We start from the raw sequence: 21,996 nt of genomic DNA, 5'->3' as shown, positions 1-21,996 counted from the left end.
TGGGGGCTGGCGGCCTGCGAATCAAGCCGTGCGGTCGGTGTGGTCGCGATCTTCGGGCAGCGGGCCGTCGGTTTGCGGCGGCGACGCCGCGGCCGGTGCCGTCGTGATCGGGGCGTCGCTGGCCGCGACGAACGCCGCGCTGACCCGGTGGACGTGCAGCTCGGACGTGCCTGGCGCCATCAGCGTGGCCGCCGCACCGCCGGCTGCGGGCGCGTAGTGGCCCGGTTCGTTTTCCACCGGATCGACGTCGAACGGGGTGCGGAACACCAGCGAAGGCAGCATCGTGGTCAGGATCGCGTACAGCAGCAGGCCGCCGAACAGCGCATCGGGGACGGCAAAGCGCTCGCGCAGCAGCCCGGCCAGCACCAGGGTGAAGATCAGGGTCGGCGCCAACGCCGTGCCCACGCGCAGGCCGGTCCTGAACGACTCACCGAACATCACCTTGCGCTGCAGGCAGATCACGCCCACGCGCAAGGGCAGCGCCACCGCGGTCATCGCCAGGCCGATACCCAGTGCGCTGAAGCTCAGCGCGCCAGCCGGCACCTTGGTCCCGGAATAGAAGAAGTAGAACGGCACGAAGAAGCTGGCGAACAACCGCACCGCGTGCAGATTGTCGTGCGAGGCCAGGGTCGGCATGCGCTGGCGCAGCAGGCGCGCGACCAGGCCGGTGATGAAGGCGCCGACCAGGTCGTGCACCCCGATCAGGTGGGTCACGTAGGCGGCGATCACACCCACCATCACCAGCAGCGAGAACTCCGCGCCCGGCGAATGCGGCAGTACCCAGCGACCCAGCGCGACGAACAGCAGCGGCAGGCCGACCAGCATGGCGATCAGCGCCAGTGACGAACCGGCGATCTGCAGCGGCGGACTGGCCGACTGCAGCACCACGAACAGCACCACCAGCGCCAGCAGTTCGCCGGCGATGGCCTTGTTGGTGACCCAGAACTGCTCCTTCTCGTCCAGACCGAGCCGGCCCAGGGTGTCGATGATGAAGCCGGTCGAAGGCGTCAGCAGGGCCAGCGCCAGCAGCGCCGAAGCCTGCCAGGACAGGTGCGCGTAGCGCCAGACCAGCCAGCCCACGCCGACCAGGAACGCGACCCGCACCACCAAGTGCGTGAGCAGCGGCCACAGGCCACGACGCAGGGCCTTCAGGTCCACTTCCAGCCCGGCGAACAGGAACAGCGAGGAAATCCCCAGCGACGCCAGCAGCGCGACCACCCCGTCATCGACCCGCTTGCCCAGCACCAGCGCGGCGACGATGCCGAACACCAGGCAGGTCAGCGGTGCCGGCAGCTTGAACTGCTGCAGGAAGCGCGGAATGACCAGCAGGCCGAAGATCAGCAGCAGATAGATGAGTTCTTGGCTCACGACGGGCTTTTCATGGGGTCAGGCGCAGGATGGTCGTTGCTGCATCGCAGCACGGCAAGGCCTGCATGGACGGGGCGGCATCTTCGCAGATGTCCGGGGCGCGCCACCCAGGGCGCGGACCCGGGCCCCGCCTGGCTTTGCGCAGTGCCGGGAAGCGCAAATTTTCTCCAAATGAATCAATATGTTATGATTTCCCCGTGACCGGCAACCCTTCCCCAAGAAGGTCGCACTGATGCTGCGGCTCACGACGCTCCTGCTAGGCGTTGCCCTGTTACTGACGGGCAGCGGGCTGCTGGGCACCCTGCTGGCGGTGCGCGGCGCGCAGGCCGGATTCGATGACCGGACGCTGGGACTGGTGATGTCCGGCTATTTCGCCGGGTATTTCTTCGGCACCTTCCTGGGCCCGCCGCTGATCGGCCGGATCGGCCATATCCGGGCGTTCGCCTTCTTCGCCGCCTTGGCGGCCATCGCGGTCCTGCTGCATCCGGTCTGGATCAATCCCTGGGCCTGGGGGCTGCTGCGGCTGCTGACCGGCGCGGCGCTGGTCGGCCTGTACACCACGATTGAAAGCTGGCTCAACGCCGAGCCCGACCCGGGCACGCGCAGCAAGGTGTTCTCGGTCTACATGATGGTCAATCTGTCGGCACTGGCCCTGGGCCAGGTGCTGCTGGGTTGGGGCGGGATGGAGATGGCCACGCTGTTTTCACTGACCGCGATCCTGGTCTGCGCCTCGATGATGCCGGTCTCGGCCACGCGCCTGGTCCAGCCGGACGTACCGCCACTGACCCGCTTCAGCCTGCGCCGCCTGTATGCGCTGGCGCCTGCGGCCACGGTCGGCGCGGGACTGTCGGGCCTGGCCATGGGCGGGTTCTGGGGCCTGTCGCCGGTGTATGCCGGCCGCATTGGCCTGGACACCCGGGGCGTGGCCTTGTTCATGCTGGCAGCCATTGCTGGCGGTGCGCTGCTGCAGGTGCCGATCGGCAGGATCAGCAACGGTCGCGACCGCCGCCTGGCCCTGGCCATCACCGCGCTGGCCGCCGCCTGCGTGGCGCTGGCGATGCTGCTGCCGATGGTGCAGGCCGACCACCGGATGCTGTTCGGCCTGTTCTTCCTGTTCGGCGGCCTGTCGTTCTCGCTGTATCCGTTCGCGGTGGCGCATATGCTCGATTACCTGCCACGCGAACACCTGCTGTCCGGCTGCTCCAGCCTGCTGCTGGTCAACGGCGTCGGCTCGGCCATCGGCCCGGCGCTGGCCGGCGGCGCGATGCAGCGCTTCGGCCCGTCGGCGCTGCCGGTGTACTTCGCGGTAATGCTGCTGATGCTGGCCGGCTACCTGTTCATGCGCCTGCGCTTCCGCCGCGACCGCACGTTCGAATCTCCCTTCCGCCCCATGCTGCGCACTACCCCCTCCGCGCTGGAGCTGATGCCTGAGACCGAAACCCCCAATCAACCCTGAGAGGACACCTTTTGACTGACCTGACCGCTCCGACCCGAAACACCTCACCCCGCTCCACCCAGGCCCGGCCCGACCCGCGCCTGATCCTGGCCACCGACCTGGACGGCACCTTCCTGGCTGGCAGCGCCGAGCAGCGCCATCGCCTGTACCGACTGGTGGACCAGCACCCCGAGATCTGCCTGATCTTCATCACCGGCCGCGGCCTGGAATCGGTGATGCCGCTGTTGACCGACCCCTCCATTCCCCGCCCCGATTACGTGGTCTGCGACGTAGGCGCGACCGTGGTCGATGGCCAGACCCTGTTGCCACTGCAGCCGCTGCAGTCGCGGATCGACGCCCGCTGGCCTGGCGACCAGACCGTGGCCCAGGTCATGCGCGCCTTCCCCGACCTGCAACGCCAGGACGTCCCGCAGGAGCGCCGCTGCTCCTATTACTGCGATCCCGAAACACTGGCACCACTGCGCACCCAGATCGAAGACACCGTGCGCGAACTCGGCTGTTCGGTGCTGTATTCGGCCGACCGCTACCTGGACATCCTGCCGCCGGACACCGACAAGGGCCGCACCCTCAAGGCGCTGGCCAAGCAGCTCAAGCTCAAGCGCGAAAACGTGCTGGTCGCCGGCGACACGCTCAACGACCTGTCGATGTACATGGCGGGTTTCCGCGGCGTATGCGTGGGCGATTCGGAAGCCGCGTTGATCGAGGCCACCGGTTCGCTCAGCGATGTGCTGCACGCGCAGGCGCCCGGCTGTGGCGGCATCCTGGAAGCCATCGCGCACTTCAAGCTACTGGAGAAGAACGACCCGTACCTGCCCGTCGCGCGCACCGCGCCGACCGGCAAGGCGCAGCTGCTGATGGTCTATCACCGCCTGCCCTACGAGGAAGTCATCGAGGACGACAAACTCGTCCGCCGCCAGCCCAAATCGCCCAACGGCATCATTCCCTCGCTGCTGGGCTTCTTCCAGGGCGGCCAGACCGGCTCATGGGTGGCCTGGAGCATCGACGATCCCAAGCGTGGGCCGTTCGAAACCCACACCGCGGTCGATGAGAAATACCCCAACCTCACCGCCGCGCGCGTGCCGCTGACCAAGACCGAGGTGGACATCTTCTACAAGCGCTTCAGCAAGGAAGCGTTCTGGCCGATGCTGCACGTGTTCTGGGAGCGTGCGCGCTTCCGCGAGGACGATTGGAAGGTGTTCCTCAAGGTGAATCGCAAGTTCGCCGAAGCCACCGCCGCCGAAGCGGCCGAAGGCGCCACCGTCTGGATCCACGACTACAACCTGTGGATGGTGCCGGCCTACCTGCGCGAGATGCGCCCGGACCTGAAGATCGCTTTCTTCCACCACACCTATTTCCCCTCGGCCGACGTGTTCAACGTGGTGCCGTGGCGACGCGAGATCATCGGCAGCCTGCTGTCGTGCGACTACGTCGGCTTCCACATCCCGCGTCAGGTGGAGAATTTCGTGGACGTGGTCCGCGGCGTGGCCCCGGTCGAACGCGTGCGCACCGAGAGCTGTGCGCCGCGCTTCCTCACCTACGGCTGCGCGGTGGGCCTGGACACGATGACCACGCGCCTGCGCGTGCCCGGTCGCGAGGTCGCGCTGGGTGCGCACCCGGTCGGCACCGACATGCGCCGGATCAAGACCGTGCTGGCCAATCCGGACGTGCGCAACAACATCTACAAGCTGCGGCGCGAGATCGGTGCGCGCAAGCTGGTGCTGTCGGTCGAGCGGCTGGACTACACCAAGGGCACGCTGGCCAAGCTGGAGGCCTTCGAGCGCCTGCTCGAATCGCAACCGGGCCTGCACAACAAGGTCACACTGCTGATGATCTGCGTGCCGGCCGCGCGCGAGATGACCGTCTACCGCCAGCTGCAGAACTCGATCGAACAGGCGGTGGGCCGCATCAATGGCCGCTTCGCGCGGATGGACTGGACGCCGGTGCGTTTCTTCGCCCAGGCGTTCCCGTTCGAGGAAGTCGTGGCCCACTACGCCGCTGCCCAGGTCATGTGGATCACCCCGCTACGCGATGGCCTGAACCTGGTCGGCAAGGAGTTCGTGGCGACCCAGGGCATCGAAGGCGGCAACGGCATCCTGGTGTTGAGCGAATTCGCCGGCGCCGCTGCCGAACTCAAGGGCGCGGTGCTGACCAATCCACACGACCAGGCCGACCTGACCGCCGCGCTGCTACCAGGCGCTGCAGATGCCGGAAGAAGAGGCCGGCGACCGCCTGCGCCAGCTCTACGACATCGTCGATTACTACGACGTCGACCGCTGGGGCCAGGAGTTCCTGGATGCGGTGCGCAACGCCACCCGGCCCGCCAGGCCGGTCACGAAGAAGCGGAGCGCCAGCCCGGCCAAGCAATAGGGCTTCGCTGCTGGAGCACGCGGGCCCAGCGTGGGGAGCAAAAAAATTGAGTGCGTCATTCCCGCGGAAGCGGGAATGACGATCTGCCGGTGCCTGTGGGACACCGCATCAGGACATTCCATCGCGGGCCGGCGTGACAGCACGCGGACTTCGACTACCATCCGCTCCCATGAGTCAGGATGACAATCGCCGGCCAATCGCCGCGCGCAACACGGGATGGGCGCAGCGCCTGAGCGCCACGCTGGCACGCTCGTCGATCACACCCAACCAGATTTCCGTCCTCAGCATCTTCTTCGCCGCCATCGGCGCGGCGATGCTGGCCTGGGTGCCGACCGTCGGCGGACTGGTGCTGGCGGCGGCGTGCATCCAGCTGCGGCTGGTGTGCAACCTGCTGGACGGCATGGTCGCGATGGAAGGCGGCCGCAAGACCGCCACCGGCGCGCTGTACAACGAATTTCCCGACCGCGTCGCCGACTCGCTGCTGATCGTGGCGCTGGGGTACGCCTGCGGCCTGTCCTGGCTGGGTTGGCTGGGCGCGTTGCTGGCCGCATTGACCGCTTACGTGCGACTGGCCGGTGGCAGCCTGGGGCTGGCGCAGGATTTCCGCGGGCCAATGGCCAAGCAGCACCGCATGGCGGTGCTGACGGTCGCCTGCGTGATCGCCGCGGTCGAACGCTGGCTACACGGCACGCACTGGTCGCTGCTGGCGGCGGCCGTGGTCATCGCCGTCGGCGCGCTGCTGACCTGCATCACCCGCAGCGCGGGCATCGCGCGCCAGCTCAACGACAAGGACGCCGCATGATCGTCGATCGGTTGCTGGTCGCCGCAAGCAAGGCGCTGTTCGGCGCCTATCCGCGCTGGCTCGGCAGTCGGCCAGATCCCATCCAGCGCATCTACTTCGCCAACCATTCCAGCCACCTGGACACGGTCGCGCTGTGGTCTGCACTGCCACCGGCGCTGCGGCGCAGGACGCGCCCGGTGGCCGCACGCGACTACTGGGGAGGCGGCGGCATCAAGGGCCTGATCGCAGGCCCGGGACTGAACGTGGTCCTGATCGACCGCCAGCACGGCCATGCCGAATCAGATCCGCTGGAACCGCTGTACGACGCGCTGGATGCAGGCGACTCGCTGATCCTGTTCCCAGAAGGCACCCGCAACCTCGAGCCCGGGCTGCTGCCTTTCAAGTCCGGCCTCTACCACCTGGCGCGGCGCTATCCGGGCGTCGAACTGGTCGCCGTGTACCTGGACAACGCCCGCCGCAGCATGCCCAAGGGCAGCCTGCTGCCGGTGCCACTGATCTGCACGGTGCGCTTCGGCCAGACACTGAGGTTGAAGGCTGGCGAAGAGAAAGCCGCGTTCCTGGAACGCACCCGCCTGGCCGTGGAGGCCCTGGCACCATGAACCTGATCGCAGTGGACGTGTTCCCGCTCAACGGCTTCGTACGCGCCGCCATCGCCCAGGCCCCCGGCAAGTTCTGGTGGATGATCGGCGGGGTGATCGGACTGCTGGTGCTGGCCTCGGCCATCGGCTGGGTGCTCGGCAAGCGCAAGCCCTCGGCGGTGGTGGACAACCTCAACGCGCGCATCAACGCGTGGTGGGTGATGGTGGCGATCCTGCTGGTGTGTTTCGTGGTCGGCAAGGTCGCCACGCTGGTGCTGTACGCGCTGCTGTCGTTCTTCGCCCTGCGCGAATTCCTGACCCTGACGCCGACGCGTCGCGGCGACCACCTGGCGCTGTGCCTGTGCTTCTACGTGGCCATTCCGCTGCAGTACTGGCTGATCGGCGTGGGCTGGTACGGGTTGTTCGTCATCTGCATTCCGGTCTACGGCTTCCTGCTGCTCCCGGCGGTGACTGCGCTGTCCGGCGATACCGAAGACTTCCTGGCCCGCAACACCAAGGTGCAATGGGGCCTGATGCTGACCGTGTTCTGCCTGAGCCATGCCCCGGCGCTGATGATGCTGCAGATCCCCGGCTACGAAGGCCAGAACCTGATGCTGCTGCTCTACCTGCTGCTGGTGGTTCAGTTGAGCGACGTCCTGCAGTACGTGTTCGGGAAATTGTTCGGCAAGCACCTGCTGGCGCCCAAGGTCAGCCCGTCCAAGACGGTGGAAGGGCTGATCGGCGGCGGCTTGTCGGCGGCGGCCATCGGCGCGGCGCTATGGTGGGTGACGCCGTTCAGCCCGCTGCAATCGGCCGCGCTGTCACTGTTGATCGTGTTGTGCGGCTTCCTGGGTGGGCTGGCGCTGTCGGCCACCAAGCGCAGCCTGGGCGCCAAGGACTGGGGCGAGATGATCGAAGGCCACGGCGGCGCGCTGGACCGGCTGGATTCGGTGGTGTTCGCCGCGCCGGTGTTCTTCCACGTGGTGCGCTATTCGTTCAACGTCGGGTAGCGTTCCGCTTGCGTCAGGCGCCCAGGCAAATCGCCACGATCCGCCAGCTGGCCAGCGACAGCGTCAACCCCAGCACCGCGCGCTCCATCCAGGGTCCGTAGACCTGCGGCACCCGCGCGCACATGCGCACGCCGACGATCACCAGCGTCATCGTGCACACGAAGGCGATGCGCATGCTCGACAGATAGGCCGTCGGCGAGAAGCCCATCATCCCCAGCGACGCCAGCCCCAGCAGCAGGACGCCGAGCATGCGCAACGCCTCGCCGGTGCTGCGCCAGAAACAGCAGGCGCAGCCAATCACCAGGCAACCCACTGCGAACAGCGACCATGCCGTGACCGCATAGTTGCCGGCGAAGAACACCACGTCGCCATCCAGCCGCATCGGCAGCCACGGCCGCAGCGATGCACCCGGCACCTGCAGCATCAGTAACGCCAGCTGCAGCAGCGACGCCACCAGGACGATGCCAAGCACGACCTTCAGCCCCTTGCCCAGTGGGCTGCGCCACAGCAACAGCAACGCCAGCGCCGTGATCAGCGCCATCAGGTCATTGCGCGGGTCGGTCATCGCGCGGGCGATCAGCCCGAAGCCGATCCGCAATTTCTCCAGCACATCCAGGTCGGCGAAGTTGGGGAAACGCATGCCCGTTTCCTCCCGGTAGCGCTCGGCATTCCCCGGCGCGGTCAACGCGAATCCCGCATTGCCGACCAGCACCACCGCCTGCACCAGGTCCCAGCGTGACCAGCGCCGCTGGCCAATCCGCCACGCCAGCAATCCCAATGACAGCGGCACCAGCACCAACGCCAGCTGGTCGCAATAGGCGGCGAAGGCCGCCGCCAGGCAGAAGCCAATGCGCTGCGGCCAGCGATATGTCCCTGCTTCCACCAGCGGCAGCAGGCTCCACAGTCCCAGCGCCACCGGCCACAGATAGTTGAGCGAGCCGGTCAGCCACCAGCTGGACTCGAACTGGATCTGCGGAGTGATCAGCAGGAACAGCGCGAACGCCAGCGTCATCGCCCCGACCTGCGACAACGCCATCCCGACCCGCGCCAACCGCCCGGCCGCGTACACCAGCAGCAACACCATCAGCGCATTGCAGCCACGCCAGATCCAGGTGTGATGGACCAGCACCACCAGCAGCCCTTCGATCGGCAGTCGCCCGGTCCAGCTGTGGTAGCGATGCAGCAGATACTCAGGCAGCGTGTACTGCGACAGCATCCGGGCGAAATACGCGTCATCGGCCACCGGCCTGTCGCTGATCCCGAAAACGTGGATGCAGGCAATCCCCAGCAGCACCCATAGCAGGCCGGCCAGCGGCCAAGGCCTGATCCGCTCGTTCATCGCTCCGCCCGCGGGCAGTCCAGCGGCAGCAGCGCGCGCAGCGAAGGCTCATGCCAATCGAGGAACAGCCGCGCGTCGCGCGTACCGACTCCGGCGGCTTTCAGGTTCAGCGAGGCGGCGAAATTGGCCGCGTAATAGGTGCGCTGGTCCTGGGTCAACGCGTGGATGGTGCCGGCCAGCATCTTCCTGGTGCTGTCCAGCATCGCGGTATCCAGCGCTACCGTGCGGCCGTTGGCCAGGCGCATCACCACCCGGTTCCGGGTCAACGGCCAGCCGACGCCCTTGCGCACGGCCCAGCCACGCACGATCACCCGGTCCGGGGTCATCCGGCAAAACGTGGTCGCGTGGAAGAACACGCCCGCTTGCCCCAGCGGAACGTCGGCCACGTCCACCGACGGCGCCGCGTTGTCGCGCCGGAACAACAGTCCATAGAACAGGGCGAACCCCAGCGCGCAGGCGGCGATGCCGCCCGCCGCCCAGCGGTCGAGGACCGGCATGCGCCCAGGCTTCACGAAAAGGAGGCAACCAATGGCATCACCGCACCGGTTGGCACCCAGCCGTGATGCAGCAATGCACGCACGACGCCAGCCTCAATGCAGCTTGTCGGCGGCGCCGCAGCACTTCTTGTATTTCTTGCCGCTGCCACAGGCGCAGGGATCGTTGCGGCCGGGCACGACCTCGCGCCGGATCGGCTCACGCACGACGGGGTTCAGCCTGCGCAGGTTCATGTCGTGCAGCATGCCCGGCAGTTCGACCGCGGCCGAGACCCGCTCCTGCAGGTCCATCAAGTCCTCGGCCGGCACGTCCATTTCATCGGCATGCCCGGCATCGACCACCGACAGGCTCACCAGCATGCCCATGTCGTCCTGCAGGTCCTCGTCGCCCGCGACCATGGCCTCCCAGGCCTCCGCGCGCAGCGAGACGCCCAGCAGGAAGCCGTTGGCCCAAGCCGCGGCAAACGGGAAATCGTCCGGCACCCCGGCCAGCGGGTCTTCGCTGGTGTCTTCATCTTCGGTATCCGGCAACACCAGCGGCGGCATCAGGAACGCCTGGGCGTCCAGATCCGCTTCGTCATCGATGGGCTGCTGGACGCGCCAGGCGATATGGTTCCAGAGCTGCATGATCACCGGAATCGCATCCGCCGCCTCCCCCAGGCCGGGCCCTTCCGACGCTTCGCCCCAGATGTACGGCAGGTATTCGCTGGGCATGACCAGCTCCGGCCCGACCACCAGCGCGGACAGGAAGCCATCCAGCATTTCCAGGGTCATGACCCGCTCTCCACACTCGGGGCCGGAGAGCAGCCCGTCGAGCCGCTCCAGTTCGGCTTCGGTCATGGGGCGCAGGCCGCCGGTGATATCCATCGAAAACTCCTGTTTGCCAGATCAAACGAAGGCATATCTTAGTGGCCCGGCTACAATAGCCGGATGTCCCTATTGCAACTCCAGCGCCTCGACTACAGCGTCGGCGGCCCGCTGCTGCTCGAACAAGTCGAGCTTTCCATCGAATCCGGCGAACGCGTCTGCATCGTCGGCCGCAACGGTGCCGGCAAGTCCACCTTGATGAAGCTGATCGCCGGCGACATCGCGCCCGACGACGGCGAGGTCCGCCTGCGTTCCGGCGCGGTAGTCGCACGCATGGCCCAGGAAGTGCCACAGGACACGTCCGGCACCATCTTCGACGTGGTCGCCGCCGGCCTGGGCGCGCTCGGCAAGATGCTGGCCGATTACCACCACGCCCTGCACGAGGGCGACATGGACGCCATGGGCCGGGCCCAGACCCAGATCGAGGACAACAACGCCTGGGACCTGGATACCCGCGTGCAGGCCACCCTGGACCGCCTGGAACTGGACGGCGATGCCGAGTTCGGCGCGCTCTCCGGCGGCATGAAGCGCCGGGTGCTGCTGGCCCAGGCGCTGGTGCGCAAGCCGGACATCCTGCTGCTGGACGAACCGACCAACCACCTGGACATCGAAGCCATCGACTGGCTCGAAGGCTTCCTCAAGTCCTTCGAAGGCAGCCTGGTGTTCATCACCCATGACCGCAGCTTCCTGCGCAACCTGGCCACGCGCATCGTCGAGATCGACCGCGGCCAGGTCACCAGCTGGCCCGGCGACTACGACAACTACCTGCGCCGCCGCGAAGAGCGCCTGCATGCCGAGGCGCAGGAAAACGCGCGCTTCGACAAGCTGCTGGCGCAGGAAGAAGTCTGGATCCGCCAGGGCATCAAGGCCCGCCGCACCCGCAACGAAGGCCGCGTCACCGCGCTCAAGGCCATGCGCAACGAGCGCGCCAAGCGCCGCGACCTGACCGGCAACGTGCGCATGGAGACTTCTGCCGCCGCCGCATCCGGCAAGAAGGTCATCACCGCCCAGCACCTGACCCAGATCTACGCCGGCCGCACGCTGCTGGACGATGTGTCGGTCAACATCATGCGTGGCGACCGCGTCGGCATCATCGGTCCCAACGGCTCGGGCAAGTCGACCCTGCTCAAGATCCTGCTGGGCGAGCTGGCCCCACAGATGGGCGAAGTGGACATCGGCACCAACCTGCAGATCGCCTACTTCGACCAGCATCGCAGCCAGCTGGACGAAACCCGCAACGCGCTGGAAAACGTCGCCCAGGGCACCGACTTCGTCGAGATCAACGGCAGCCGCAAGCACATCATCGGCTACCTGCAGGACTTCCTGTTCTCGCCCGAACGCGCGCGCGCGCCGATCACCCGCCTGTCCGGCGGCGAGCGCAACCGCCTGCTGCTGGCCAAGCTGTTCGCCCAGCCGTCCAACCTGCTTGTGATGGACGAACCGACCAACGACCTGGACGTGGAAACGCTGGAGCTGCTGGAAGAGCTGCTGGCCGACTACAAGGGCACGCTGCTGCTGGTCAGCCACGACCGCGACTTCATCGACAACGTGGTCACCAGCACCCTGGTGCTGGAAGGCGGCGGCCGCCTGGGCGACTACGTCGGCGGCTACAACGACTGGCTGCGCCAGCGTCCGCGCGGCCGCAGCGGCTTCGACAGTGCCGGCGTGGTCACCGACCAGACCGCGCTGGAAAAGACCACCGCGGCCAACGCGGCTGCGGCCGCGGCAGCACCGCCCGCGGCGCCGAAGAAGAAGCTCAGCTTCAAGGAACAGCGCGAGCTGGAACAGCTGCCGGCCAGGATCGAACAGCTGGAAACCGACATCGCCAGGCGCACCGCGGCGATGGGCGAACCGGCGTTCTTCCAGCAGGATGGCGCCAGCATCGTCGCCGCCAACGACGCCCTGGCGGCGCTCAATGCCGAACTGGAAACCGTCTACGCCCGCTGGAGCGAACTGGACGGCTGAGCGGCCACGGGCGGAAAGCCCGCCCAACCGCGCACGCCCGATGCAGGCAGCATGAGCGCCATGACCGTACCTGCATTCCGCACACCCGATGGCCTGTCCCTGCATCAGGTGCAATGGATCGCGCCATCGCCCCGCGCGCGCCTGCTGCTGGTCCACGGACTGGGCGAACACAGCGGGCGTTATGCCCGGCTGGCGGGTGAACTGAACTCAACGCCATCGGCATTTCGGTCCGCGCGTTCGATCACCGCGGCCATGGACGCTCCGAAGGACGTCGCGGTGTGATCGCCGGGGCTCCGCAGGACCTTTCGCGCGACGTGGCCCAGGTCTTCGCCGCGTATGCGCAGGAAGGCCGGGATCTCCCGTTTCTGCTGGGTCACAGCCTTGGCGGGCTAGCGGTGATGCATATGGTGGCTCACGCTGGATTGCGCCCGCGCGGACTGGTGGTATCGGCGCCGGCGCTGGCGGCCCATGCCGGCACCTTCGACCGGCTGCTGACCCGGGTGTTTTCCCGGCTTGCACCAGACCTGGCGATGGGCAATGGCATTTCCGCCGACAAGCTCTCGCATGCACCGGAAGTGGTCCGCGCCTATCGCGACGACCCGCTCAACCACGACCGGATCAGTGCCAGGCTGGCGCGTTACCTGTTCGAATCAGGCCCGCAGGTCGTTGCCGCAGCCGGCAACTGGACCGTCCCCACCCTGCTGCAGGTTGCCGGCGGCGACCAGGTGGTGGACATCGCCGGTGCCCGCGCCTTTGCCGCGGCCGCTCCCGTCCAGGTGGTCCGGACCGTGGAATACGCAGGCCTGTTCCACGAGCTCTACAACGAAGCCGAACCGGCGCGCAGTGCCGTGCTGGCCGACCTTGCCGGCTGGCTGCAATCACGCATGGATCTGGATCAGGCGCCGGACGCCTGATCCCGCCGGTTCAACGCCCGGCGGTTTCGTCTTCCATCTGCGCGTGCAGGATGCGGCGGATTTCCAGGATCGCCTGCGGGGTTTCCTGCACGCTGTGCCACGAGGTGATGACCTTCTCCGACTCGGCACCGTCCAGGTGGGCGCTGGCATACGGCACCAGCCCGTCGTCGGACTGCTCCAGCGGCACCTTCGGGTCCTTGCGCGCGATGATCGTGTTGTAGCGCACGCCCGATGCGATCGGCAGCGCGGAGGTTGCCCGGATGAAGGGATCGGTATCGCGCAGGTTGTCGATCGCGTTGGGCACGGCGTGCTTGCCATCCGGCTGCCCGTCGTCCTGGCCGGTCATGTCCTGCAGGACGTCACCGAACTTTTCCAGCAGCGTGATCGGCAGCCGGACCAGCCGCCCGACGAAGCGCCCCAGCCGGCTTTCGGCCATGGGCGTACCGCGGATCGGCGCGGCGATGAAGATCGCCCGGTCCACCTGCGGCAGCGGCGAAAAATGCAGCAACGGTTGCAGGCGTTCGCGGACGCGCTGACGCCTGGCTTCATCCATCCGGCGGTCGGCCATCAACACGTCGAACAGGCCTTCCCCGGAAGAAGTCAGCAGCAGCCGCCCGATCACGCCCCCCATGCTGTGCCCGATCAGCACCATGTCCTGCGACGCCGGTGCGCTGCCCTGTGGATCGAAGTGCTGCAGGGTCTGCTCGACCAGGTCATGGATCTGGGCCCGGTTGATGGCGATCGGCACGTTGGTCGGATAGTAGACCTGCCAGATCTGGTAATGCTGGCGCAGCGCCTCGTCGCCCATGATCTCGTTGGCCACGTTCACCCATGCCTCCGGGCTGCTGGCCAAGCCGTGCAGCATCAGCAGGATGCGGCGGTTGGGATCGTAGGGCTGCATCAGGTACAGGTGCGGGCGGTCGATGCCCTCGGTGCGCCCCAGCATCGAGCGCAGTGACTGCCGGGCAAACCCGGACTGCGCCAGCCACAGGCCGTAGGCGGTGGTGAAATTGCCCGCCAGCGGCACCTCGTCGCCGTGCAGGGTGACCTTCTGCGTGCGGTACGGATCATAGGGATGCAGGACCGCCTGCCGCGAGGACAGCACCGTCGCCAGGTCATCGCCCCGGAAGTCCAGCAGCAGCGTCGCCGGGACATACGGGATCTCGCTGAACGCAGGGGTGTCCTTGTCGTGCCGGCCAAGGCCACCTTCCACCAGCGCGGTGGGGTCGCCCACCACCTGGGGAGGCACGCGCGCCACCAGCTCGGCGCCGAATCCATCACGGCGATAGGTGCTGCGCAGGCCGTTGAACCGCACTGCCGCCGCCGACATCAACCGGTCCGGCACCGCGACATCACCGGGCAAGCGGAAATCGGCCATGTCCACCTGCAACGTCCAGTCGGCAACCAGCATGGGCGCGCGACGGATCGCATCGGAGCCCGCCTGCCCGAACCGCCGGAACAGCCCCTCGCCGATCTGCTCGGTCGCATAGTTGTAGTAGTCGCGCACCTGGGTCTGGCGGTTGACGAAGGCACGTTCGCCCGGCGCCCGTTCGGTGAAGAACAGATAGGCGTAGGCATACCGCGCCGCCGTCAGCCAGGCACCCAGGGCCGCATCGTCGGTCGCGGCCCGGTCGCGAGGCGTCACCGCCAGTGCGCGCCCGGTCCACAGTTCGGCCAGGGTCGCCATGCGCCGCTCGGCACTGATGCCTGGCATGTCCTGGAACTGCTGCGTGCACTCAGGCAAGGCGCGCTGGCAGGTCTTGGCGTCCAGCCCGGCGACCTGCAACACCTCCCCCGCCGCGGTACTCAGCTTGCCAGTGGTGAGGACATCCCCGCGGACCTGGGCGATGTAGTCATGCTGCTTGCGTGTCTCCACCGTCACCATCGCGCACGAGGTCAGCAGCAGCAACACGGCCAGTGCCAGCACACGTACGAAGCGCGGCATCAAGGCGCTCGTCTTCATGGCAGGCTTTCTCCCGGGACGTCCTGGCGGATCGCCGTGGAGAAGGTGTCGACATCGGTCACTGCACGCGCATGTGCGGTGATGTCGCCGCGCGTGCGCAGGGTGGTGAAATCAAGGCCCGGCATCAGCCCTCCATGGTCGTAGGCATAACGGTCGAAGTAACCGGACAACAGCAGGCGCCAGTCAAGCGGCAGACCCGGATCAATCCTCCGGGCCAGGTCGAACACCACGGTGGTGCAGTTGCTGGTCACGGTGTTGTAGAACGCCGGCGCGGCGCGCAGGTCCGCAGCCTGGTCCAGGTAGGCCAGGAACAGCTGGCGCTGCGCGGCCGGCGACAGGTTCAGCCGATACAGCTGCATGGTTTCGCCACGCACGTTGGTGCGCACGCGCAGGATGTCGCGTTCGTCGGCGGCGATCAGCACTTCCTCGAACTGGCGGAAGAACCCGCCGAGCGCCGAGAACGACTCGCCGCGCTCCTTGCGGATCTCCAGCGAGAACACCAGGTGGCGCCCATCGGCGAAACCGAAGGACACCAGCGTGTGGGCGATGGCCGGCCCCATCCAGTACGACATGGCCAGGTCGGCCGTGCGCAGCTGATCCAGGTCGTAGGTCCGCGTCTCCCAGCGCGCGTCGTAGTCGGTGTCGCTACGCCAGTTGAAGTTGCGCACGTTGTGCAGCACGACCTGGTTTCCCCGCACCTGCGCCTGCAGCAGCTGCGCGACGTCATCGGACCAGGCGCGCGCCTGTTGCGGTTGCTGCAGCGACCAGCCGCCCAGGAACAGCAGCCACGCGACCAGTGCAGCACCGGCCCAGCGCGCGCCATCCGGGCGCCGCCTGCGCAGCACCACCGCCAGGGCCAACCCGGCCCAGGCAAGCGCCAACAGCCAGCGCAGCCATTGCGGCGCGTGCCCCAGGTAAAGACTGGCCAGCACCGCCCAGCCTGCCAATGGCAACAACAGGCCCACGGTGAGCCAGACACGCCATCGCATGGCACGGACAGAGCGGTGTGAGGCGCTGGGGGACGTCATCGTCCGCATGATCGGGGATTGGCCGGGACAAGACCACCACGGGAATGCACTTTGCCAAGGCCACAACACCCGCGCATTTATCATGGAAGCCTGTCCCATCGATCCAAGGTATCCCCATGTCCCATGTCCCCTTCCTCGAGCTGCTCGACGGCCGCACCATCCCGCAATTCGGCCTGGGCGTCTGGCAGACGCCGGCCGACGAAACCGCCAGCGTGGTTGGCGAGGCATTCAAGCTCGGCTACCGGCACATCGACGCGGCAGCCATCTACGGCAATGAAGAAGGCGTCGGCCAGGCGATTGCCGATTCCGGCATCGCGCGCGAGGAACTGTTCATCACCACCAAGCTGTGGAATGCCGACCAGGGATATGACAGCGCGCTCAAGGCGCTGGACACCAGCCTGGCCAAGCTCAAGCTCGATTACGTGGATCTGTACCTGATCCATTGGCCGTGCCCGGCCAATGGCAAGTTCATCGACAGCTGGAAGGCGATGATCGCCGCGCGTGATGCCGGCAAGGCCAAGTCGATCGGCGTGTCCAACTTCCGCGTCGAGGACATCGAACACCTGGTCGCCGCCACCGGCGTCATGCCAGCGGTCAACCAGATCGAACTGCATCCGCTGCTGCAGCAGAAGGCACTGCGCGACTACCACCAGAGCCGCGGCATCCTGACCGAATCCTGGAGCCCCATCGCCCAGGGCGGCGAACTGCTGGAGCACCCGATCCTCAAGGACATCGGCGCGCGCCACGGCAAGACCGCCGCCCAGGTGATCCTGCGCTGGCATATCCAGCTGGGCCTAGTGGTGTTCCCCAAGTCAGTGACGCCTTCACGCATCAAGGAGAACATCGAGGTGTTCGACTTCAAGCTGGACAACGAGGACATGGCCGCCATCGCCAGCCTCGACGCCGGCAAGCGCCGCGGCCCGGATCCGTCCGAACTCAACTAGGGAAGGTCTGAACAACCCTGCTTTTGCTCGTCATTACCAGCCATTTGGCTGTTGAAAGCCCCGCGAAGGCGGGAACCTAGTGACTTTGCTTTCAATGACCTGAAGCCACTGGATCCCCGCCTTCGCGGGGATGACGGCAATTGTTCAGACCCTCCCTAGACCCATTGCAATTGCCGCAACAAGAACGCCGTCCTTCCGGACGGCGTTCTTGTTTTTTCGGGAAACTCTCGCGTGGGAGCCGCTTCAGCGGCGATGGAGATTGACCGGGAGGCCCCATGGCTTCCATCGACACAGGCGATCAACCGGTGTTCTGCACGCCCTGCGACACGCCGTTGACGCTGGCCACCAGCGCGCGCAGCAAGGCATCGTCCTCGCGGTCGGCCGCGCGCCAGCGCTTGAGCAGGTCCACCTGCAGCAGGCTCATCGGGTCGATGTAGGGGTTGCGCAGGCGGATCGACAGTTCCAGGCGCTGGTCGTGCTGCAACAGCCGGTCACTGCCGTTGAGGCGCAGCAGCCAGTGCTGGGTCAATGCGTGTTCGGCTTCGATCTTCGGGAAGAACTGGCCGTGCAGTTCGCCCGACAGCTGCGAGAACAGCGAGGCAATGCCCAGGTCGCCCTTGGCCAGCACCATCGCGATGTCGTCCAGGAAGGTGCGCACGAACGGCCAGTCGCGGCCCATCTCACGCACCGCGTCCTCGCCGAACTCATTCACCGCCGCGGCCAGGCCGCTGCCCACGCCATACCAGCCGGGAATGGTGGAGCGCGCCTGGCTCCAGCCGAACACCCACGGGATCGCACGCAGGTTGCCCAGCGCTGCGTCCTGGCCCAGCCGGCGCGACGGGCGCGAGCCCAGCGTCATGCGCTCGATCACGTCGATCGGCGTGGCCGTGCGGAAGTAATCCATGAAGCCCTTCGCACCGACGAAGTCCAGGTAGGCGCGATTGCTGGCCTTGGACACGGTGTCCATGATCGCGCGCCACTGCGCTTCGCGCGGCTCGGCCGGACGCGGGCGGATGCTCGACACCATCACCGCGCCCAGCGACTGCTCCAGCGAACGCACCGCCAGCGCACGGATGCCGTACTTGCGGTGGATCACCTCGCCCTGCTCGGTCACGCGCAGGCGGCCATCAACACTGCCGCGTGGCGAGGCATCGACCGCGCGCGTGGTCTTGCCGCCACCGCGACTGATCGAACCGCCGCGACCGTGGAAGAAGGTCAGCTTGATGCCCAGCTCCTGCGCCGCTTCCAGCAGTTCCACCTGGCCGCGCTGCAGGCCCCAGCGCGAGGCGGTGGTGCCACCATCCTTGCCGCTGTCCGAATAGCCCAGCATCACCATCTGGGTGTCGCCACGCGCAGTCAGGTGCTTGCGGTAGATCGGGTCGGCGGCCAGGTCGCGCAGCACGTCCGGGCCGTGGCGCAGGTCATCGACGGTTTCAAACAGCGGCGCGATGTCGAGCGGCACATGGCCGTCGGCATCGACCAGTCCGCCGCGACGCGCGAGCGCCAGGACGGTCAGCACGTCGGCGCGGCTGTGCGCCATCGAGATGATGTAGGCGCCCAGCGCATCGGCGCCATGCAGGCGACGCGCTTCGCTCAAGGCGGCGAACACCGCGTCCAGGCGCGGGTTGCCTTCCTCGGTACTGGCCGGCAGCAGTGCACTGCCGTCGGCAGCGCCGGCCAACCAGGCAGCCTGGTCGACCGCATCGCGCGTGGCCCAGTCAGCATCGCCCAGCGCCGCCGCAACCGCACGTGCATGCACGCTCGATTCCTGGCGCACGTCCAGCCGCGCCAGGTGGAAGCCGAAGGTGCGCACGCGCCACAGCAGGCGACGCACGGCGAACCAGCCGGCTTGCAGGCCCTTGTGTGCTTCCAGACTGTCCAGGATCAGCTGGATGTCCTGGGCGAATTCCGCAGGCGCGTCGTAACCGCCCGGCGCGTCTGCCAGGGTCGCGCGCAGCCGCGCACGCATCAGGTCGTTCAACAGGCGATACGGCATGTCCGCATGGCGCGGGCGCGAACGCGCGGCGGCCTCCGGCATGGCCTTCTGGTATTCGGCCAGCCGCGCCGTCAACGCCGCGCTGGCCGATACCAGCGTGGTCGACTGGCTCAGCAGGCTGGCCAGCTGCCACAGTTCCTTCAGGTAGCGCTCCAGCACGGCCTGGCGCTGCGCGCGCAGGGTCGCGGCGATGGTGGTGGCATCCACGTTCGGATTGCCGTCCATGTCGCCGCCCACCCAGGTGCCGAAGCGCAGCACGCGCGGCAGCGCCGGCGCGTTGCCATAGGTTTCGGCGAAGGCGTGCTCCAGCGATTCGTAGAACACCGGCACCACCCGGTACAGCACTTCGGTCAGATAGAAGCCGACGTGCTCGCGCTCGTCGGCCACGGTCGGCCGCACCGGCGAGGAATCAGCGGTCTGCCACGCCGCAGTCAGCGCCATGCGGAAGCGCGCGGCGTCGGTGGCTGCTTCTCCCGGCGTGCGGCTGCCATCCAGCCCGGCGACCAGGCTGGCGACCATCAGCTGTTCCTTTTCCAGCAGCGCGCGACGCACCGCCTCGGTCGGATGCGCGGTGAACACCGGCTCCAGGTCGATCCTGTCCAGCCAGGCGGTGGCTTCGTCCAGGTCCACGCCCTGCGCTTTCAGCTTGAGCAGGCTGGCGTGCAGGCCTTCGGGCTGCGGCGCATCGCCCTGGCGCTGGTAATCGCGGCGGCGGCGGATGCGGTGCACGCGCTCGGCGATGTTGACCACCTGGAAGTAGGCACTGAATGCACGGATCAGCGCTTCGGCATCCTCGGCCGGCATGCCGGCCAGGGTCTGGGCCAGGTGTTCGGTGGTCTCGCCTTTCTGGCGGCGGGCGATGGCGGCGGTGCGGATCGATTCGACCTGGGCCAGGAACGCCGGTGAAACCTGCTCGGCCAGCATGTCGCCCACCAACGCGCCCAGGCGACGGACGTCGTCGCGCAGCGGCAGGTCGGGAGTGGCGAATTCGGAAATCGGCGACGATGTCGACACAGTTGCAGATGAATTCATCGAGGTAGCCACACGATCCGTTTTTCGAGGGGATGCCAAGCCTACTGCAAGGCGGCCACATTCATGCCTCGACTTTGGTGGCGGCGATATACTGCGCGCCTCGCTGAGGGGCGCTGCGACCCGATCCGTGCCCCGCGCACGACCCGGGCCAGGCTTGGCGACTCTTTCGTACAACGGCGCCCGGCAACCGCGAGCTTTCCCGCCCGCCCTTGACCGGAGCAATCTGCATGAATGCGCAACTGAAGACCTTCTCGACCGACGGCGACTACAAGGTCGCCGATATTTCCCTGGCCGACTGGGGCCGCAAGGAACTGGACATCGCCGAGCACGAGATGCCGGGCCTGATGTCGATCCGCCGCAAGCACGCCGCCACCCTGCCGCTGAAGGGCGTGCGCGTGACCGGCTCGCTGCACATGACCATCCAGACCGCGGTGCTGATCGAGACCCTGAAGGACATCGGCGCCGACGTGCGCTGGGCCTCGTGCAACATCTTCTCGACCCAGGACCATGCCGCAGCGGCGATCGCCAAGTCCGGCACCCCGGTGTTCGCCTGGAAGGGCGAGTCGCTGGAGGAATACTGGGACTGCACCCTGGACGCACTGACCTTCACCCTGGCCGACGGCACCCTGACCGGTCCGGAACTGGTGGTCGACGACGGCGGTGACGTCACCCTGCTGATCCACAAGGGCTATGAGCTGGAAAACGGCAGCGACTGGGTAAACGAAAAGGCTGCCTCGCACGAAGAACAGGTCATCAAGAACCTGCTCAAACGCGTTGCCACCGAACGCCCGGGTTACTGGGGCCGCGTGGTCAAGGACTGGAAGGGCGTCTCCGAAGAGACCACCACCGGCGTGCACCGCCTGTACCAGCTGGCCCAGGCCGGCACCCTGCTGATCCCGGCGATCAACGTCAACGACTCGGTCACCAAGAGCAAGTTCGACAACCTGTACGGCTGCCGCGAGTCGCTGGCCGACGGCCTCAAGCGCGCGATGGACGTGATGCTGGCCGGCAAGGTGGCCGTGGTCTGCGGCTACGGCGACGTGGGCAAGGGCTGCGCGGCCTCGCTGCGTGCCTACGGCGCGCGCGTGGTGGTCACCGAGATCGACCCGATCTGCGCCCTGCAGGCGGCGATGGAAGGCTATGAAGTCAACACCATCGAATCGACCCTGGGCCGTGCCGACCTGTACGTCACCACCACCGGCAACAAGGACATCATCCGCATCGAACACCTGAGCGCGATGAAGGACCAGGCCATCGTCTGCAACATCGGCCACTTCGACAACGAGATCCAGGTCGATGCGCTGGTGGGCTTCCCGGGCGTGCAGCACGTCAACATCAAGCCGCAGGTGGACAAGTACATCTTCCCGAACGGCAACGCGATCTTCCTGCTGGCCGAAGGCCGCCTGGTGAACCTGGGCTGCGCCACCGGCCACCCGAGCTTCGTGATGTCCAACTCGTTCGCCAACCAGACCCTGGCCCAGATCGACCTGTGGGCCAACAAGGACAGCTACGAGAAGAAGGTCTACCTGCTGCCCAAGCACCTGGACGAAGAAGTGGCCCGCCTGCACCTGGAAAAGATCGGCGTGAAGCTGACCACCCTGACCCAGGAACAGGCCGACTACATCGGCGTGCCGGTGGAAGGCCCGTTCAAGCCGGACCACTACCGCTACTGATCGGCCGGCAGCACATCGCCGCGTGACATGGAAAACGGGTGCCGCGAGGCGCCCGTTTTTCATGTCATCACCCAGCATCCGTCCGGGCGCGCCGGGCAACGGCGCCAATCCATTCGCCCAACACCTTCGAGATGTGACCGTGTCCACGCTGCGGCGCAGGGACCAGGCCTGCAGCTGGGCAAGCCGATAGACTCCCCGGC

17 protein-coding genes and 1 riboswitch are annotated in these 21,996 nt (G+C 67.1%); of the genes, 10 read left to right on the top strand and 7 right to left on the bottom strand.

The annotated features are described in order from the left end of the window. Positions 1–21: 21 nt before the first annotated feature. Complete coding sequence (locus O8I58_RS16160; RefSeq protein ID WP_298318305.1) at positions 22–1,368, bottom strand: cation:proton antiporter; 1,347 nt, start codon at positions 1,366–1,368, stop codon at positions 22–24. Positions 1,369–1,600: 232 nt separating this feature from the next. Between O8I58_RS16160 and O8I58_RS16155 the strand changes: the two genes are divergently transcribed. The 5 genes from O8I58_RS16155 (at position 1,601) to O8I58_RS16135 (ending at position 7,581) form a co-directional block, all read left to right on the top strand. Next, the gene (locus O8I58_RS16155; RefSeq protein WP_298318302.1) at positions 1,601–2,824 is read left to right on the top strand and encodes an MFS transporter; all 1,224 of its coding nucleotides are present in this window, start codon (positions 1,601–1,603) and stop codon (positions 2,822–2,824) included. Positions 2,825–2,835: 11 nt separating this feature from the next. Further along, complete coding sequence (ggpS, locus tag O8I58_RS16150) at positions 2,836–5,241, top strand: glucosylglycerol-phosphate synthase (RefSeq protein WP_298318299.1); 2,406 nt, start codon at positions 2,836–2,838, stop codon at positions 5,239–5,241. A 119-nt stretch (positions 5,242–5,360) separates the two neighbouring features. Further along, a complete protein-coding gene (locus tag O8I58_RS16145; protein WP_298318296.1) occupies positions 5,361–5,993 on the top strand; it encodes a CDP-alcohol phosphatidyltransferase family protein in 633 nt (210 codons plus the stop codon). Then, on the top strand, positions 5,990–6,592 hold the full coding sequence (locus O8I58_RS16140; protein ID WP_298318293.1) for a lysophospholipid acyltransferase family protein: 603 nt from the start codon (positions 5,990–5,992) through the stop codon (positions 6,590–6,592). The genes O8I58_RS16145 and O8I58_RS16140 overlap by 4 nt, the downstream gene beginning before the upstream one ends. Positions 6,593–6,672: 80 nt before the next feature. Further along, positions 6,673–7,581: a phosphatidate cytidylyltransferase gene (locus tag O8I58_RS16135; RefSeq protein ID WP_298323076.1), complete on the top strand. Its 909-nt coding sequence runs from the start codon at positions 6,673–6,675 to the stop codon at positions 7,579–7,581. A gap of 13 nt (positions 7,582–7,594) precedes the next feature. On the opposite strand, the gene O8I58_RS16130 is transcribed toward O8I58_RS16135, so the two are convergent. From O8I58_RS16130 to O8I58_RS16120, 3 genes are all read right to left on the bottom strand, one after another. After that, the gene (locus O8I58_RS16130; RefSeq protein WP_298318290.1) at positions 7,595–8,920 is read right to left on the bottom strand and encodes a DUF6056 family protein; all 1,326 of its coding nucleotides are present in this window, start codon (positions 8,918–8,920) and stop codon (positions 7,595–7,597) included. Then, positions 8,917–9,417: a hypothetical protein gene (locus tag O8I58_RS16125; RefSeq protein WP_298318288.1), complete on the bottom strand. Its 501-nt coding sequence runs from the start codon at positions 9,415–9,417 to the stop codon at positions 8,917–8,919. The genes O8I58_RS16130 and O8I58_RS16125 overlap by 4 nt, the downstream gene beginning before the upstream one ends. 93 nt (positions 9,418–9,510) lie before the next feature. Further along, positions 9,511–10,281, bottom strand: a complete 771-nt coding sequence (locus O8I58_RS16120; RefSeq protein WP_298318286.1) for a UPF0149 family protein — start codon at positions 10,279–10,281, stop codon at positions 9,511–9,513. A gap of 63 nt (positions 10,282–10,344) precedes the next feature. On the opposite strand from O8I58_RS16120, the gene O8I58_RS16115 reads away from it, so the two are divergent. Genes O8I58_RS16115 through O8I58_RS16105 form a run of 3 tightly spaced genes read left to right on the top strand, consistent with a single transcriptional unit; the run spans position 10,345 to position 13,160 of the window. Further along, a complete protein-coding gene (locus O8I58_RS16115; RefSeq protein ID WP_298318283.1) occupies positions 10,345–12,246 on the top strand; it encodes an ATP-binding cassette domain-containing protein in 1,902 nt (633 codons plus the stop codon). A 51-nt stretch (positions 12,247–12,297) separates the two neighbouring features. Further along, complete coding sequence (locus O8I58_RS16110; RefSeq protein ID WP_298318280.1) at positions 12,298–12,528, top strand: serine aminopeptidase domain-containing protein; 231 nt, start codon at positions 12,298–12,300, stop codon at positions 12,526–12,528. After that, positions 12,462–13,160 carry an alpha/beta fold hydrolase gene (locus O8I58_RS16105; protein WP_345781345.1) on the top strand — a complete coding sequence of 233 codons (699 nt, stop codon included), beginning with the start codon at positions 12,462–12,464 and terminating at the stop codon, positions 13,158–13,160. Before O8I58_RS16110 ends, O8I58_RS16105 begins: the two co-directional genes overlap by 67 nt. A gap of 10 nt (positions 13,161–13,170) precedes the next feature. Here the strand turns inward: O8I58_RS16105 and O8I58_RS16100 are convergent, their stop codons facing one another. Together O8I58_RS16100 and O8I58_RS16095 are read right to left on the bottom strand one after the other, a co-directional pair. Continuing rightward, positions 13,171–15,123, bottom strand: a complete 1,953-nt coding sequence (locus O8I58_RS16100) for an esterase/lipase family protein (protein WP_298318278.1) — start codon at positions 15,121–15,123, stop codon at positions 13,171–13,173. After that, complete coding sequence (locus tag O8I58_RS16095) at positions 15,120–16,112, bottom strand: Lnb N-terminal periplasmic domain-containing protein (protein WP_345781315.1); 993 nt, start codon at positions 16,110–16,112, stop codon at positions 15,120–15,122. Before O8I58_RS16095 ends, O8I58_RS16100 begins: the two co-directional genes overlap by 4 nt. Positions 16,113–16,267: 155 nt before the next feature. Between O8I58_RS16095 and O8I58_RS16090 the strand changes: the two genes are divergently transcribed. Beyond that, the gene (locus tag O8I58_RS16090) at positions 16,268–17,095 is read left to right on the top strand and encodes an aldo/keto reductase (RefSeq protein WP_298318276.1); all 828 of its coding nucleotides are present in this window, start codon (positions 16,268–16,270) and stop codon (positions 17,093–17,095) included. A 298-nt stretch (positions 17,096–17,393) separates the two neighbouring features. On the opposite strand, the gene ppc is transcribed toward O8I58_RS16090, so the two are convergent. Next, positions 17,394–20,123: a phosphoenolpyruvate carboxylase gene (ppc, locus tag O8I58_RS16085; RefSeq protein WP_298318273.1), complete on the bottom strand. Its 2,730-nt coding sequence runs from the start codon at positions 20,121–20,123 to the stop codon at positions 17,394–17,396. A gap of 99 nt (positions 20,124–20,222) precedes the next feature. Then, a riboswitch (S-adenosyl-L-homocysteine riboswitch) is annotated at positions 20,223–20,312 on the top strand. 38 nt (positions 20,313–20,350) lie between these two features. Here ppc and ahcY point away from each other — a divergent pair. Next, a complete protein-coding gene (ahcY, locus tag O8I58_RS16080; RefSeq protein WP_298318270.1) occupies positions 20,351–21,796 on the top strand; it encodes an adenosylhomocysteinase in 1,446 nt (481 codons plus the stop codon). Positions 21,797–21,996 lie beyond the last annotated feature (200 nt).

The organism is Pseudoxanthomonas sp., from assembly GCF_027498035.1.
Classification (GTDB): Bacteria; Pseudomonadota; Gammaproteobacteria; order Xanthomonadales; family Xanthomonadaceae; genus Pseudoxanthomonas_A.
The sequence above is the reverse complement of the archived record's forward strand: the minus strand, read 5'-3'. Positions and strand labels throughout refer to the sequence as shown.

What these genes read in the sequence shown, in the direction of transcription:
- O8I58_RS16155 (WP_298318302.1), top strand. Translation starts at nt 1,601, where the DNA reads ATGCTGCGGCTCACGACGCTCCTGCTAGGCGTTGCCCTGTTACTGACG.
- O8I58_RS16145 (WP_298318296.1), top strand. Translation starts at nt 5,361, where the DNA reads ATGAGTCAGGATGACAATCGCCGGCCAATCGCCGCGCGCAACACGGGA.
- O8I58_RS16140 (WP_298318293.1), top strand. Translation starts at nt 5,990, where the DNA reads ATGATCGTCGATCGGTTGCTGGTCGCCGCAAGCAAGGCGCTGTTCGGC.
- O8I58_RS16135 (WP_298323076.1), top strand. Translation starts at nt 6,673, where the DNA reads ATGATCGGCGGGGTGATCGGACTGCTGGTGCTGGCCTCGGCCATCGGC.
- O8I58_RS16130 (WP_298318290.1), bottom strand. Translation starts at nt 8,920, where the DNA reads ATGAACGAGCGGATCAGGCCTTGGCCGCTGGCCGGCCTGCTATGGGTG.
- O8I58_RS16125 (WP_298318288.1), bottom strand. Translation starts at nt 9,417, where the DNA reads ATGCCGGTCCTCGACCGCTGGGCGGCGGGCGGCATCGCCGCCTGCGCG.
- O8I58_RS16120 (WP_298318286.1), bottom strand. Translation starts at nt 10,281, where the DNA reads ATGGATATCACCGGCGGCCTGCGCCCCATGACCGAAGCCGAACTGGAG.
- O8I58_RS16115 (WP_298318283.1), top strand. Translation starts at nt 10,345, where the DNA reads ATGTCCCTATTGCAACTCCAGCGCCTCGACTACAGCGTCGGCGGCCCG.
- O8I58_RS16110 (WP_298318280.1), top strand. Translation starts at nt 12,298, where the DNA reads ATGAGCGCCATGACCGTACCTGCATTCCGCACACCCGATGGCCTGTCC.
- O8I58_RS16100 (WP_298318278.1), bottom strand. Translation starts at nt 15,123, where the DNA reads ATGAAGACGAGCGCCTTGATGCCGCGCTTCGTACGTGTGCTGGCACTG.
- O8I58_RS16095 (WP_345781315.1), bottom strand. Translation starts at nt 16,112, where the DNA reads ATGCGATGGCGTGTCTGGCTCACCGTGGGCCTGTTGTTGCCATTGGCA.
- O8I58_RS16090 (WP_298318276.1), top strand. Translation starts at nt 16,268, where the DNA reads ATGTCCCATGTCCCCTTCCTCGAGCTGCTCGACGGCCGCACCATCCCG.
- ppc (WP_298318273.1), bottom strand. Translation starts at nt 20,123, where the DNA reads ATGAATTCATCTGCAACTGTGTCGACATCGTCGCCGATTTCCGAATTC.
- ahcY (WP_298318270.1), top strand. Translation starts at nt 20,351, where the DNA reads ATGAATGCGCAACTGAAGACCTTCTCGACCGACGGCGACTACAAGGTC.